This window comes from Brachybacterium epidermidis, from assembly GCF_015209585.1.
In the GTDB taxonomy this organism is placed as follows: domain Bacteria; phylum Actinomycetota; class Actinomycetes; order Actinomycetales; family Dermabacteraceae; genus Brachybacterium; species Brachybacterium epidermidis.
Genome location: NZ_JADEYR010000002.1, coordinates 123,504 through 137,862, shown reverse-complemented (window position 1 = coordinate 137,862; position 14,359 = coordinate 123,504). Strand labels below are relative to the sequence as shown.

At 71.2% G+C, this 14,359-nt stretch carries 7 protein-coding genes and 2 pseudogenes; 3 read left to right on the top strand and 6 right to left on the bottom strand.

Annotated elements, in window-relative coordinates; genetic code table 11:
• Nucleotides 1-10: 10 nt before the first annotated feature.
• The 4 genes and pseudogenes from rpsR to IOE58_RS03270 all read right to left on the bottom strand — a co-directional run bounded on the left by rpsR (nt 11) and on the right by IOE58_RS03270 (nt 3,711).
• Nucleotides 11-247 (bottom strand): 30S ribosomal protein S18, encoded by a 237-nt coding sequence (gene rpsR / locus IOE58_RS03285; protein ID WP_010533203.1) that lies wholly within the window; start codon nt 245-247, stop codon nt 11-13.
• 106 nt (nt 248-353) lie between these two features.
• Entirely contained in the window at nt 354-914 is a 561-nt protein-coding gene (locus IOE58_RS03280) for a single-stranded DNA-binding protein (RefSeq protein ID WP_193865005.1), read from the bottom strand.
• A 45-nt stretch (nt 915-959) separates the two neighbouring features.
• Nucleotides 960-1,253, bottom strand: coding sequence for a 30S ribosomal protein S6 (gene rpsF, locus IOE58_RS03275; RefSeq protein ID WP_193865004.1), 294 nt, complete (start codon nt 1,251-1,253; stop codon nt 960-962).
• A 161-nt stretch (nt 1,254-1,414) separates the two neighbouring features.
• Nucleotides 1,415-3,711, bottom strand: a pseudogene (locus IOE58_RS03270) (catalase).
• Nucleotides 3,712-4,087: 376 nt separating this feature from the next.
• Between IOE58_RS03270 and IOE58_RS03265 the strand changes: the two are divergent.
• Complete coding sequence (locus IOE58_RS03265) at nt 4,088-5,146, top strand: 3-isopropylmalate dehydratase small subunit (protein ID WP_228018769.1); 1,059 nt, start codon at nt 4,088-4,090, stop codon at nt 5,144-5,146.
• A gap of 295 nt (nt 5,147-5,441) precedes the next feature.
• Here the strand turns inward: IOE58_RS03265 and IOE58_RS03260 are convergent, their stop codons facing one another.
• Both IOE58_RS03260 and IOE58_RS03255 read right to left on the bottom strand, forming a co-directional pair.
• Complete coding sequence (locus IOE58_RS03260; RefSeq protein WP_284690631.1) at nt 5,442-7,940, bottom strand: transglycosylase domain-containing protein; 2,499 nt, start codon at nt 7,938-7,940, stop codon at nt 5,442-5,444.
• Nucleotides 7,941-8,148: 208 nt separating this feature from the next.
• Nucleotides 8,149-9,563 (bottom strand): annotated as a pseudogene (locus tag IOE58_RS03255) (CCA tRNA nucleotidyltransferase).
• 239 nt (nt 9,564-9,802) lie between these two features.
• Here IOE58_RS03255 and IOE58_RS03250 point away from each other — a divergent pair.
• Both IOE58_RS03250 and murJ read left to right on the top strand, forming a co-directional pair.
• A complete protein-coding gene (locus IOE58_RS03250; RefSeq protein WP_193865003.1) occupies nt 9,803-12,223 on the top strand; it encodes a DUF6049 family protein in 2,421 nt (806 codons plus the stop codon).
• Nucleotides 12,220-13,947 carry a murein biosynthesis integral membrane protein MurJ gene (gene murJ, locus IOE58_RS03245; protein WP_193865002.1) on the top strand — a complete coding sequence of 576 codons (1,728 nt, stop codon included), beginning with the start codon at nt 12,220-12,222 and terminating at the stop codon, nt 13,945-13,947. Before IOE58_RS03250 ends, murJ begins: the two co-directional genes overlap by 4 nt.
• Nucleotides 13,948-14,359: the final 412 nt, after the last annotated feature.

The window sequence follows — 14,359 nt, the reverse complement described above, 5'->3', positions numbered from 1 at the left end:
CCTTCCTCGCTCAGCGACCGGAGGTCGAGTACGGCAGCAGGGCGATCTCGCGGGCGTTCTTCACGGCCTTCGCGATCTTGCGCTGCTCCTGGACGGAGACGCCGGTGACCCGACGGGCGCGGATCTTTCCGCGGTCGGAGATGAACTTGCGCAGCAGCGCTGCGTCCTTGTAGTCAACGGTCTCGAGACCCGCTGCCTTCAGCGGGTTCTGCTTCTTCTTCGGCTTGCGAAGAACAGGCTTGGCCATCGTGGTGCTCCTTCTTCCTAAGGGAGCCCGGGCATGCACCCGGGATGGAATGGATAGGGGGTGTGATCAGGGCCGATGCCTCACGTGCGCGAGGCGGGCCGGGTGATCAGAAGGGGGGATCGTCGTACCCGCCCTGGTTGCCGCCGCCGGCCCACGGGTCGGAGTCGCCGCCGGACTGGCTGCCGCCCTGGGGGCCGCCGCCGTAACCGCCGCCCCCCTGGTTGCCGCCGTAGCCGCCGCCCTGGCTGCCGCCGTAGCCGCCGCCCTGGCCGCCGCCGCCGGAGAAGCCGCCCCCGCCGCCGCGCTGCACCTTGGTGGGCTTGGCGGTGGCGTACTTCAGGGAGGGGCCGATCTCCTCGACGTCCAACTCGATGCTGGTGCGGTTGTTGCCCTCACGGTCGGTGTAGGAGCGCTGCTTGAGGCGACCCTGCACGACCACGCGGGTGCCCTTCTCCAGCGACTCGGCCACGTTCTCCGCAGCGTCGCGCCAGATCGAGCAGCGCAGGAACAGCGCCTCCCCGTCCTTCCATTCGTTCGCCTGGCGATCGAAGGTGCGCGGGGTGGATGCGACGGTGAACGACGCGACCGCGATGCCGGACTGCGTGAAACGCAGCTCCGGGTCAGCGGTGAGGTTGCCGATCACCGTGATGACGGTGTCATTCGCCATGAATGCTCCTGTGCTTCCGGGACGGGTGGGGGACGTCGTTCGGTCTTACTGGGTCTCGTCGAGGCGCATCAGCTTGGTGCGCAACACGGACTCGTTGAGGCCCAGCTGACGATCCAGCTCCTGGGCGGTCTCGGGCTTGGCGGTGAAGGTGAGGACGATGTAGATACCCTCGGACTTCTTGTCGATCTCGTAGGCGAACTTCCGCTTGCCCCACACGTCGACGTTGTCGACGGTGCCGCCCTCGGCGGGGGTGACCCGGACGAGCTTCTCGAAGGGTCCGCTCACGGTCCGCTCATCGACGGACGGGTCGAGGATCACGACCATTTCGTACGTGCGCATGTCTGGTACCCACCTCCTGTGGTCTTCGCGGCCACGGTCTCTCCGTGGCAGGAGGGTTCATGCCATCCGCTGGACGCACCGGGTGGCGCGGGTGACGGACCGGCCCAGTCTACCCGGCACCGGAGATCCCGGCCAGGGCGGAGGCCGACGTGGGCCGGGGATCACAGGCCCCGGTCCACGTCGGCCCAGGATCCCTGTGCCGGGGCCGAACCGACCCGCCCCCACCCCCGGTGCGAGCCCAGCAGCTCCTGCCCCGGGGCAAGCCCCGAGGCGCCGTCCTCGCCCGCCACGACACCGGGCGCACCCTCCGGGGTGCGGGTGGCCAGCAGCTCGCGACCGCGACCCCAGGCACCGATGGCCTTGGCGTGGCGGTAGCACTCCTCCACCATCAGGCCCAGGCGCGGGTCCGCACCGTCGCCCGCAGGTGCGCCGCCCTTGGTGTCCACCGACGGCCACGCGTCGGCGCCGGGAGCGGGGCTGCCCGCGATCAGCAGGGCGTCGAACTCCACGGAACGGGCGGTGGCGAAGGTGCGGCTCACGGGCACACCGGCCACCTCCCCACCGCGCGGCGCGATCACCACGGGGGTCATGGAGGCCTTCACGACGGCCTCGTGGAGGGCCAGCAGGTCCTTGTTGTCCTCCTCCGGATCCACCACGATGCCGATCACCCGGCCGTCCGCGGGCCAGGTGCGGCCCAGCTGAGAGAGGGCCTCGCTGGTCTCCACGCCGTCCTCGCCGGCATGCTCCCCGGTGGGCTCGGGGGCCGGCAGGCCAAGCGCCTCGGCGACCCGTGAGCACAGCTCCCGGTCGATCTCGGCCAGGCACTGCAGCTGGCGCTCCTTGATGGTCTGCTCGTAGCACTTGCCCAGCTCGAAGGAGTACGCGTCGACGATGTGGTCCTGCTCGATCTCCGTCATGCTGCGCCAGAACAACCGCGCCTGGCTGTAGTGGTCCTCGAAGGTGGCCGACAGCGCCCGCTCCTTGACCCCTTCGGTGACCTGCACGGGCAGATCGGTGAAGGCGGCGTCATCGGCGCCGGCCATGAACGGGCATCCGCCGTCCAGCGAGTTCGGGCGATAAGGAGCCACCCCTGCCGGGTCGCCCTGCTGGCCGTACCCGTCGCGCAGCATGTCGTTGACCGGCGCGTGGGCGCGGTTGATCGGCAGCTGGGCGAAGTTCGGGCCGCCCAGGCGGGTGATCTGCGTGTCCACGTAGGAGAACAGCCGCACCTGGAGCAGCGGGTCGTCGGTGACGTCGATCCCGGGCACCAGGTGACCGGGGTTGAAGGCCACCTGCTCGGTCTCGGCGAAGTAGTTGCGGGGGTTGCGGTTCAGGGTGAGCAGGCCGACGGGCTGGACGGGCGCCAGCTCCTCGGGCACGAACTTGGTGGGGTCCAGCAGGTCGATGCCCTCGAAGCTCTGCTCCTCGTTGTCGGGGAACACCTGGATGCCCAGCTCCCACTGGGGGTGGGCTCCCGCCTCGATGGCGTCGGCCAGGTCCCGGCGGTGGAAGTCGGGATCGGCACCGCCCAGCAGCTGCGCCTCCTCCCAGGTCAGCGAGTGCACACCCAGCTTCGGCTTCCAGTGGAACTTGGCCAGCGAGCCGTTGCCCTCCGCATCGGTGAGGCGGAAGGTGTGGATCCCGAAGCCCTCCATCATGCGGTAGGAGCGCGGGATGCCGCGGTCGGACATGTTCCACAGGGTGTGCGCCTGGGCCTCGGAGTGCAGGGACACGAAGTCCCAGAACGTGTCGTGGGCGCTCTGGGCCTGCGGGATCTCCCGGTCCGGGTGGGGCTTGGCGGCGTGCACCACGTCGGGGAACTTGATGCCGTCCTGGATGAAGAACACCGGGATGTTGTTGCCCACCAGGTCGAAGGTGCCCTCGGCTGTGTAGAACTTGGTGGCGAATCCGCGGGTGTCCCGGGCGGTGTCCAGGGAGCCGCGCGACCCCAGCACGGTGGAGAAGCGGGTGAACACCTCGGTGACCGCGCCCTTGGCGAGGAAGCCCGCGCGGGTGATCGACGCGGCGGTGCCGTAGGACTCGAACACGCCGTGGGCGGCGGCGCCGCGGGCGTGCACCACGCGCTCGGGGATCCGCTCGTGGTCGAAGTGGGTGATCTTCTCGCGCAGGTGGTGGTCCTGCAACAGCACCGGGCCGCGGCGGCCGGCCTTCAGCGAGTGGTCGGTGTCCCTCAGGCGCGCCCCCTGGGAGGTGGTGAGGTACGCGCCCTGCTGGGCGGTGGTGGCCGGGTCGTCCGAGGGCACCGCGCCGGTCGCGGTGCGGGGCTGGATCCCCTGCTGGTCCTCCTTGGGGGCAGCGGGTCCGTGGGCTCGGTGGGCTCGGCGAGCGCGGGGGCTGAGGCGCGGGGGCGCCGGGGGCGGGGTGGGGCTCTTGTCGGTCTTGGCCATGACGGGTCCCTCCTCGAAGGGCTCGGTGTGATCTCGCAGGACCGTGCCATTGACACGCTACGCGCGCGGCGGTGCACCGCGGCCGGGTGGAGGGATGAAACCGCAGGTCACGAATGCATACCGACCGGTCCGACGGAAGCACGATCGGTGGTCGCCCCCGGTCACCGGGGACGTCGGCCTCCGGGCACTGCGTACGTAGGCCACCGGACACCGCGGAGGTGACCTGGATCCCTTCCGTGCCAATGCAGCCTCCCGGGAGTGCCCACCTCTGGCAAGGAGAAGCGAAAGCCCGGTTCAAACGGTTGGCATCGCTGAGCATCGGGATAGGGTCACCCCTGATGAGCACCTCAGCCCCTCTGAACCCGCCCCCACCGGCGGCTCCCGCGCAGTGACGGGAACCCCGCTCCTCACTCCCCAGGAGAAGCGATGCAGAACCGAGCAGGCCACGGCATCACCGTGGTGATCCTGGCCGACCCGGGCCGCTGCACCCTGGGCGCCCAGTCCGCCCAGGAGCCCCTCCAGGAGGAGCTGTCGCGCATGTTCGGCTCCGCCGAGGTGCGGGTGCAGCCGGAGATGCTGGGGATCAGCAGGCACAACACCTTGGAGATGTCCACACCCGGATCCGTGCGCAGCGCCGACCGGGACGTGGACGCGGTGCTGATGCTCACCGAGATGCCGCGCCGCTCCGGCGGGATCCCGCTGATCGCCGAGGTGTTCCCCGAACAGCATGCCGCGGCGGTGGCGTACCCCGTGGTGGGCGTCATGTCCAGCAGGAAGAGGCTCACCTCGGTGTTCATGTCGTGCGTGCTGCGGATCCTCGGCACCGGCACGCGGGAGGACCACGAGCGGTACGCCCTGCCCTGGAACCAGTGGACCGAGGCGACTGAGCACTCCACGGCACAGCTGAAGGCCCACACCGTCACCGGAGTGCCGCGCACCATCATCGGGATGGTGGCGACCAATGCGCCGTGGCGGGCAGCCCCCAGGCTCTCCAGCGCCCTGGCCGCGGCCTGCGCCACCGGTGCGTTCGGCATCTTCTACAGCAACATCTGGGAGATGTCCGCCGCGCTGTCCACACCGCGACTGCTGATGATCGGGCTGCTGGCGATGACCCTGATGGTGGTGTGGCTGATCGTCAGCGGAGGCCTGTGGGAGAGAGCCGAGCGCGAGGACCCGACCACGGTGCACCTGTACTACAACCTCTCCACCGTGCTGACCCTGTTCCTGTGCGTGCTGGGCCTGTACGTGACCATGGTGGTGCTGATCTTCCTGGCCGGCCTGGTGGTGATTGATCCTGACTACATGGAATCGGTCATCAAGCAGCCCGCGGATCTCGGCCGCTACCTCGACATCGCCTGGATGAGCGCCGCCCTGGGCGTCGTCGCCGGTGGCCTGGGCGCCACGTTCGACGACGATACGGACCTGCGCACCCTCACCCACGGCCGCCGCGAGCACCAGCGGCGCCCCGAGGCACTGCAGGACTGAACCAGGGCGACGAACGGGCCCCGCGCTGATACCCAGCACAGGGCCCGTTGGTCGTGGTGCGCGTCAGGCGGAGCCGTCGTCGCGACCGCCGCCGGCCGGAGGGCCCTCGGCGCCCGCGTCACCGCCGCCGCGGCCCGAGCCGCCCCCGCCACGGCCCGTGGTGCCGCTCTGCTGATCCTCGCCGCCCTGCTGATCCTCGCTCGTGGGCTCCTCGGTGGGGCGCTGGTTGCCTTCGTTGCCCTCGCCTCCACCCTGGCCGCCGCCGTTGCCCGGCTCCGTGGTTGGCTCCGGCGCCTCAGTGGGCTCGGGCTCCTCGGTGGGCTCCGGCTCCTCCGTGGTTGGCTCGGGCTCCTCGGTGGGCTCCGGCTCCTCGGTGGCCGGCTCGGGCTCCTCCGTGGTCGGCTCCTCGGTGGTGGGCTCCGGCGCAGGGGCCTCCGTGGTGGGTGCGGGGCGCTGCGTGCGAGACGGTGCGGGGGCCTGGGTGCGCACCCGCTTCTGGTTGTCCAGCTGCACCTCCTCGGGGAAGTCGAGGAACTCCTGACCCTCCAGCGAGCGGGACATGATGGACCCCCAGATCTGGGTGGGGAAGCTGCCGCCGGTGATGTTGTCGACCCCGCCGAAGCCCGTGAGGGCCTCCTCGGCGCTGCCGTCCTCGGAGGGCTGGAACATGCCCACGGCCGTCACCAGCTGCGGAGTGAAGCCCACGAACCAGGCCGACCGGAACGACTCCGAGGTGCCGGTCTTGCCGGCCACCGGGCGACCCCATGACGTCCTGCAGCGAGCGGGCCGACCCGCGGGTGGGCGGGCCCTGCAGGCCGACGGTCGCGTTGATCGCCACCTGCTCGTCCAGCACCCGCTGCTCGTCGATCTCGTGCTCGTACTCGAGCGTGCCGTCGCTCGCGTGCACCGTCTGCACGATGTAGGACGGGCGATGCACGCCGCCCGCGGCCACCGTCGCGTACACCTCCGCCATCTCCCGCACCGTGGGGGAGGCCGAGCCCAGCACGTTCGAGGGTTCTGCGCCCAGGCCGGGGGTGTTCTCCGGCAGACCCAGCTTGATCGCCGTCTCCTGCGTGCGCTCGGGACCGATCTCCAGGTTCACTTCCGCATAGGCGGTGTTGATGGAGTTGGTGGTGGCGCGCTCCAGGGAGACCCTGCCGTAGGAGAGGTCGTTGAAGTTGTTGACCGTCCAGCCCACCTGCGGGAACTCCTTGGGGGCGTTGCCGTCCCAGCGGGAGTGCAGCGGGTAGCCGTCCTCCAGGGCGGCGATCAGGGTGAAGGTCTTGAAGATGGACCCGGCCTGCATGCGGGACTGGGTGGCGTCGTTCTGCGCCTGCTGCACGAAGTCGGGACCGCCGTACATCGAGCGGATCGCCCCCGTGGAGGGATCCACGGTCAGGGTGCCCACCCGGTTGCGCTCGGGCCGGTCCTCGGGGAGCTCGTCGACCGCGGAGACGGCGATCTCCTGCATCCGCGGATCGATGGTGGAGACGATCCTGAAACCGCCGGTGTTGAGCTGGTCCTCGGTCATGCCCTGGGCGAGCATCTCGTTGCGCACCGTGTCCAGCAGGTAGCCGTTCGTGCCACCCAGCGCGTTGGTGCGTCCCGGCGGGATGGTCTCGGGGGACACCATCGCGTCGGCCTCCTCGGGGCTGAGACCGCCGGTGGCGTTGACACGTCGCTCGATCACGCGGGTCCACAGCTGCTCGGCGCGCTCCGGATCCTCTGCCGGGTCATAGGACGAGGGGGCGGGGATCACCGCGACCAGCAGTGCGGCCTCCTCGTCGGTGAGATCCACTGCGTCCTTGTCGAAATACGCCTGCGCGGCCTCCTGCACGCCGTAGGCGCCGCGACCGAAGTAGATGGTGTTGAGGTAGCGCGAGAGGATCTCGTCCTTGCTGAGCTCCTGGTCGATCTTCAAGGCCAGGATCGCTTCCTTGGCCTTGCCCACGTAGGAGGTCTGGGTGCCGGTGTGGTACCGCTCCACGTACTGCATCGTGATCGTCGAGCCGCCCTGACGGGCGTTGCCCGAGAGGTTGTTGATGACGGCGCGCACGATGCCTCGGGGGGACACGCCGCGGTTCTCGTAGAAGCTCGAGTCCTCGCTGGCGACCACCGCGTCCTTGACGTTCTCGGGGATCTCGTCATTGGGGATGATGGTGCGGTTGATCTCGCTGAACTGCCCCATCTCGGTCTCGTTGTCGGCGAAGTACACGCGGGAGGTCTGGGCCAGGGCGATGTCGTCGACCGCCGGCACCTCGGTGTCGTTGTACAGCCACACGGCGAAACCCAGACCGGCGATCACGAACAGCGCCATCGCACCGACGATCATGCGCAGCGAGGGGATCCACCGCCACGGGTTCTTGGCACCCGCGCGCGGGTAGTTCAGGACGTTGGTGGCAGCGACCTTCTTGCCGCGCCCGCCGCGACCCGAACCGGATCGCCCCCTGCCCGAGCCCCCTGCCTTGCCGGAACCGCCGCCCTTGCCGGAGCCTCCGCGACCGGGACCCGTCGGCCCCGATCCCCGGCCCGAGCCGGAGCCGCCGCGACCGGAGCCGCTGCCACCGCCGGCAGCAGCGGCGGCTGGCTTCCCGCCGCCGGCGGCAGCACCCGGGCGGGCATGGCGGGCGCCGACGGAGGTACGGCCTGCCGCCCGGGGCCCCGAGGAGCCGGTGGTGGCGCCGGAGCTCGACGCCTTGCCGGCGGCGGCTCGCTTGCCGGGCTTGCCGGAACCGGTGGCGCGCCGGACTCCGGCGGCGCGACGGGCGCCGGTCGAGCGTCGGGACTCGCTCATTGCTGCTCCTGGGCGTTCTGGGGTACGGGGATCGCACCCCGCAGGGCGCGGGTGCGCGACCTCTCAGTATGGACACCCTCCCCACCCGGAGGGAACGACCCGTTGGTCACCGTCACAGGGTGTGCACGTTCCCTGCGGTATCCGTCACAGGCCCGTCGGAGCACGGGGGTGACCCGGGGGCACCGCCTGCACGCTGCTGCAGGACCCTTCAGGCCTCCTCGCGTGACTCCCACCAGGTGCGCAGCTCCTGCTCGGCGCGCTCCTCGCCCAGCGGGCCGTGCTCCATGCGCAGGTCCAGCAGGTGCCGGTAAGCGGCGCCGACCGCGGGGCCCGGGCCCACGCCCAGCAGCTCCATGATCCGGTTGCCGTCCAGATCGGGGCGGATCTTCCCGATCTCCTCCTGCTCGGCCAGGTCCGCGATCCGCTGCTCGAGCTCGTCGTAGGCGCGGGCCAGGTGGCGGGCCTTGCGGCGGTTGCGGGTGGTGACATCGGCCCGGGTGAGTCGGTGCAGGTGCTGCAGCAGGTCCCCGCGTCGGTGACGTAGCGCCGGACCGCGGAATCCGTCCACGGGGAGTCGGCGTAGCCGTGGAAGCGCAGATGCAGTTCGACCAGGCGCGCCACCTTCTTGGTGGTGTCCTTGTCGAAGGTGAGGGCCTTCATGCGCTTGGCGGCCATCTTCGCGCCCACGGTCTCGTGGAAGCGGAAGGTCACCGTGCCGCCCTCCTCGTAGCGGCGGGTGGCGGGCTTGCCGATGTCGTGCAGCAGGGCGGACAGGCGCAGCACCAGGTCCGGCGCCTCGCAGGGTCCACCGGATCCCGCCGGGCTCTCCAGGTCCATCGCCTGATCCAGCACGGTCAGGGAGTGCTCGTAGACGTCCTTGTGGCGGTGGTGCTCGTCGATCTCAAGGCGCATCGCCGGCAGCTCCGGCAGCACGTGCTCGGCCAGGCCCAGATCCACCATCAGCTCGAGGCCATGACGGGGGTGCTCGCCGAGCATCAGCCGCACCAGCTCCTCCCGCACCCGCTCGGCAGAGACGATGGTGATGCGATCGGCGAGCGCGCGCACCGCGGCTGCGGTCGCCTCCTCGAGCACGAACCCCAGCTGGGAGACGAACCGCACGGCCCGCATCATCCGCAGGGGATCGTCGTCGAAGGACTGCTCGGGAGCCACGGGTGTGCGCAGCACGCGGGCGGCGAGGTCGGCCAGACCGTCGAAGGGGTCCACCAGCTCCAGGGAGGGGATGCGCACCGCCATCGCGTTGACGGTGAAGTCCCGGCGGGAGAGGTCCCCGACCAGTGTGTCGCCGAAGGCCACCTGGGGCTTGCGACTGGTGGGGTCGTAGCTCTCGGTGCGGTAGGTGGTGATCTCCACCTTCACCCCGTCGCGCACGCCGCCCAGAGTGCCGAACTGGCGTCCCATGTCCCAGATCGCACCGTCGCCCGTCCAGGAGCGCAGGATCGTCTCGGTCTGCTCCGGGCGTGCCGAGGTGGTGAAGTCGAGGTCGGCGCTGGAGCGCCCCAGGACCGCATCGCGCACGGGCCCGCCCACCAGCGCCAGCTCGTGGCCCGCCTGCTCGAAGAGTCGGCCCAGCTCATGGACCTCCTCGGGGAGAGCCTGGAACATGACGGCCGCGCGGGTGCGGGCGATCTCGAGCCGCGTCGGCGTCTTGGGGGACGCCCCGGCGGTGGCGGCACCGGAGGCGCCGCCGACGGCTTCGGGGCCTGCGTGGTGGGCGGAGGGATCGGTCACGAGGGTCCTGTCCTGGAGTGGTCACCGGGAGGCCGCCTGCGGCGCAGGCACCAGCTGCCGCACCTGCGCGAGGCGGCGGGACCTCTACGGTAGTCGGCGCATAGGGTGTCCCCATGCCGTCGTCCCCGCTGCCCGTGCGCCCCGTGCTCGCGGCGCTGCTCACGGCACTGCTGGCGATCGCACCGATGCTGGCCACAGCCGCCCTCACCCCGTCGGCATCCGCCCTCACCAGGGTCTCCCCGCAGCCAGCAGCGCCCTCGGAACCGGCAGCCGACGCCCCCGCGGTGCTGGACCTGGAGTCGCTCACGCCGACCGCCCTGGCCGCCGGTGGCACCCTGACCGCGCGGGTGACCGTGACCAACACCTCCTCCTCCCCGATCACCGCACCGCAGTTGGACCTGCGCACCCGCAGCGCGCGGGTGACCGACCGGGGGACGATCGCCGAGTGGCAGGCCCGCACCGAGGTCGACACCACCGGGGACCCCGTCGACAGCTCCTCCCCGGGCCAGGATCTCGCCCCCGGGCAGTCCGCCACCCTCCAGGTGAGCGCGAGCAGCGAGGAGCTGGGCTACAAGGACCAACCCTACTTCTGGGGCACCCGCCGCATCTCCCTCACCCTCAGCTCGGAAGGGACGCCGCTGGCCTCCCTGTACACCTTCGTGGTGTGGCGGCCGGCCGGTGCCCAGGACGCCGTCACCCAGTCCGTGCTGCTGCCGGTTGCCACGCTGGACCCCTCCGCGCCGATCACCGCCCCGGACGCCTTCGCCGAGACGGCCGAATCGGGGCGGTTGGCGGACCTGGTGGACCTCGCGGTGCGCGAGGACGTCGACTGGTGGATGGACCCGGCGCTGCTGGACCCGCCCCTGGTGGCCGCCGACACCGCCGACGGGGACGGTGCGCCGGTGACCGACCCCGCTGATCCCGCCGATGGCGAGGCATCCCCGACGCCGACGGTGCCCGCGTACGAGCCCCATCCGGTGGCCGCGCCCCTGGCGGCCACGTTGCAGGAGAACGTGGGCGAGCGCACCGTGCTGGCCATGCCCTATGCGCATGCCGATCGCGTGGCCCTGGAAGCGGCCGGGACCGACGCCCTCTCCGCCGCAGTCCCGGAGGCCGGTCAGCAGGCCTGGCAGGAGGCAGGGATCGAGCCGCACGGCGATGCGCTGGCCACGGCCGCACAGCAGACCCGGCCGGAGACCCTGGAGGCGATGGCCGAGGCGGGGGCGTCCACCCTGATCGTCCCCTCGTCCTCCCTGCGCACGGACCCGAGCGCGCCGGTGACCCCGAGCTCCGTGGGCAGCTACGCCACGGAGGCGGGCCCTCGCACGGTGCTCGCTCCCGACCCGGTGCTCTCGGCCGAGTTCTCCCTGCTCACGGGCACGACGGACACAGAGCAGACCCGTCAGCGGCTGCTGGCCGAGACCGCCACCATCGCCTCGGAGTTCACCACCGCACCGAGGCACCTGCTGATCGCCCCCGACCCCGGCACCGCTCTGGACGCCCAGGCGGCCGGATCGGTGCTGGACACTCTCGCCGAGGCGCCGTGGATCCGGCCCGGCCGCACCGCGGATCTGATGGATGCCGTGCAGACCGGGGAGTGGACCACCCAGACCCAGGACGAGAGCGGGGCCATGCTGACCCTGGGTGAGGTCGCTCCGCAGCAGGTCCAGCCCACCGGACCGGACGAGATCGGCACCTACACCGCACTCCCGCGGGCAGAGCCGCTCCCTCTGACCAGTCGCGCCGTCCTCGAGGACCTCGCCGGCTCCTGGGAGCGGCTGGACCGGCTGGGAACGGCGATGCAGGACGATGCCGCCCTGGACGGGCCCCGGCTGATGGCGCTGTCCGGGACCTCGGTGGGGTGGCGCGGCATGAGCGGGGCCCCCGCGGAGCGAGCGCGGGAGACAGGCAATGCCGTGGACGCCCTACTGGGCGGGATCCGCGTGCAGCCCGCCTCGGGCTACAACCTGATCTCCGACTCCGCCGGTGTGCCGATCACCCTCAGCAACGACCTGGACACCCCCCTCACGGTGCGCACCTCGCTCAGCTCGGACCGTCCGCTGGTGCGGATCAGCGAGGAGCAGCCGGAGGTGACGATCCCCGCCCACGGGCAGGCCGACATCGCGGTGCCTGTGGAGGCGATCGCCAACGGCACGGTGCAGCTCACCGTGGGCGTCACCACCGTGGACGGCCGACCGCTCACCGAGCCGGTGGAGGTGCCCCTCACCGTCAACCCCGCCTGGGAGAACTGGACCACCCTGCTGCTGGTGATCGCCATGGGCATCCTGGTGGTGGTGGGTGTGACCCGTGCCCGCCGCACGGGCGCCACCACTCGAGCGCCCGGCGTGCACGTGCCGGAGGACCCGGTGGAGCTCTCCCGCAGCGGGCTGTCCCGGCCCGCACGCCTCTCGGAGCCCGCGAGCCCGGCGCCGAGCGGGGGTCCAGCTGAGCCGAGCCCGGCGCCGAGCGGGGGCCCAGCCGAGCCGAGCCCGGAGCCCGACGACCGTACCGATACCCAGGAGGACCGAGCATGACCCGCGAGCTGAGGGCGGTGCACGTGCCCCGACACCGCCGACCGGGCGTCCCCTCCAGCCGGTCCGCCCTGATGCGCGCCAGTGTGCTGATGGCCTCCGGCTCGATCGTCTCTCGCGTGCTGGGCTTCGTGCGGAACTTCCTGTTCGGCATGATCCTGGGCGGTTCCATGACGGCCGCCGCCAATGCGTTCAGCGCCGCCAACACCCTGCCCAACACGATCTGGATCCTGGTGGGCGGCGGCACCCTGAACGCCATCCTGGTGCCCGCGATCGTGCGCGCCGTCAAACGGCCCGATCGGGGCAGCGACTACATCTCGCGCCTGATGACCCTGGTGGCCACGTTCGCCCTGGCCATCACCGCGGTGTGCATGGTGGCGGTGCCGCTGCTGCTGGTTCTCACCAGCGGTGTGCTGCCCCCCGTGACCTACGCCCTGGCCATCCAGCTGGGCCTGTGGATGATGCCGCAGATCTTCTTCTCCGCCCTGTACGTGATGTGCGGACAGCTGCTGAACGCCCACGACTCCTTCGGCCCGTACCAGTGGGCGCCGGTGCTGAACAACCTGGTGGGCATCGCGGGAGCCGGCATCTTCCTGGGCATCTGGGGCACCGTCGCCGAGGCGGAGCTGTGGACCATGCCGATGGTGGCCGCGATGGCGGCGATCAACGTGGGCGGCTCGGCCGCACAGGTGCTGTTCCTGTTCTGGTACGTCAAGAAGCTGGACCTGCACCTGCGTCCCCGCTGGGGCTTCCGCGGCCTGGGCCTGGGCAAGCTGAGTCGGATCGGCCTGTGGACCCTGGGGATGCTGGGGCTGGGACAGCTGGGCATCTGGGCGTCCCGCTGGGCCACCAACGGGGCGGTGCGCGCCTCCGAGCTGCTGAGGGGCCAGCCGGAGGCGGCGGCACGGTACCCGGCGCTGCTCACCATGGAGTGGGCGTACATGGCGTTCATGATCCCGCAGGGGATCATCGCGGTCACCCTGGTCACAGCGACGTTCCCCGCCATCTCCCGACACGCGGCCGATGGCGACCACGGCGGCGCGCTGACGCGCTACGCGGAGACCAACCGCCTCCTCGCCGTGCCGATGGTGCTGTGCACCGCGGTGTTCGTGGCGCTGTCCGGGCCGATCATGTGGGTGATCGGCGGCGGCACCGGGGAGATCGGGGCCCGCGCCAACGGCACCGTGCTGGTGGCATACATGCTGGGCCTGGTGCCCTTCGCCTCGCTGTACCTGATCAAGCGGCTGTTCTACGCCTACGAGGACGCGCGCACCCCGTTCCTGATGCAGATCCCGATCGCCGCCATCACCCTGCTGTCGGTTCCGGTGATCCTCACGGTGGTGGATCCGCGCTGGGCGGCGATGGCCGCGGCGGGTGCCACCAGTCTCGGCAACCTGGTGGCCTGGGCCGTGGGCCTGCTGATGCTGCGCAGGCAGGCCGCCCGGCTGGGTGTGGAGCCGCCCGGGATCCGCAAGGGCGCCGTCGTGCTAGCGAAGCTGCTGGCGGCGGGGGTGGTGGCCTGGCTGCTGGGTACCGGCCTGGTGCAGCTGACGGAGGGCCTGATCTGGTCGCACCGCGTGTGGGCGATCGTGCTGGGCAGTCTGATCGGTGCAGTGATGAGCGCTGTGTTCCTGGGCCTCACCTGGCTGCTGCGCGTGGATGAGGTGCGGTGGCTGATCGGGATCGTGCAGCGGCGCGTTCTTCGGCGTGCCAGGTCCACCTCGTAGCATGGGGAACGCTTCGGGCAGGCACGGGCCCGTCGGACGAGAGAAGGACGGTCGGTGAACACCATCCCGCATCAGGACGCGCTGCGCTCCCGGTGGACCCTGGAGGGGACGATCCCCCTGACCGGGGTGGCCGAGAACGCCTCCTGGCAGCGTGCTCGTTCGGTGGCCACCGGGGAGAGGGTGGCCCTGTTCGTGGTCCACGGGGCAGCAGCGCTGGAGACGGCCGACGCCGCGCGCCGCGCCTACCTGGTGGAGGATGCCCGATTGATCCCGGTGCGGGACGTCATGGTCCTGGACGATCCGCGGGAGGACGGGGCCGACGCCTCGGGCGCTGATCCGCAGCCGCTGACCGTGGTCGAGTACCCCTTGCCGGCGGCCCCGCCGCTGGCGGCCCTGCTGCGCGGCCGCAGCC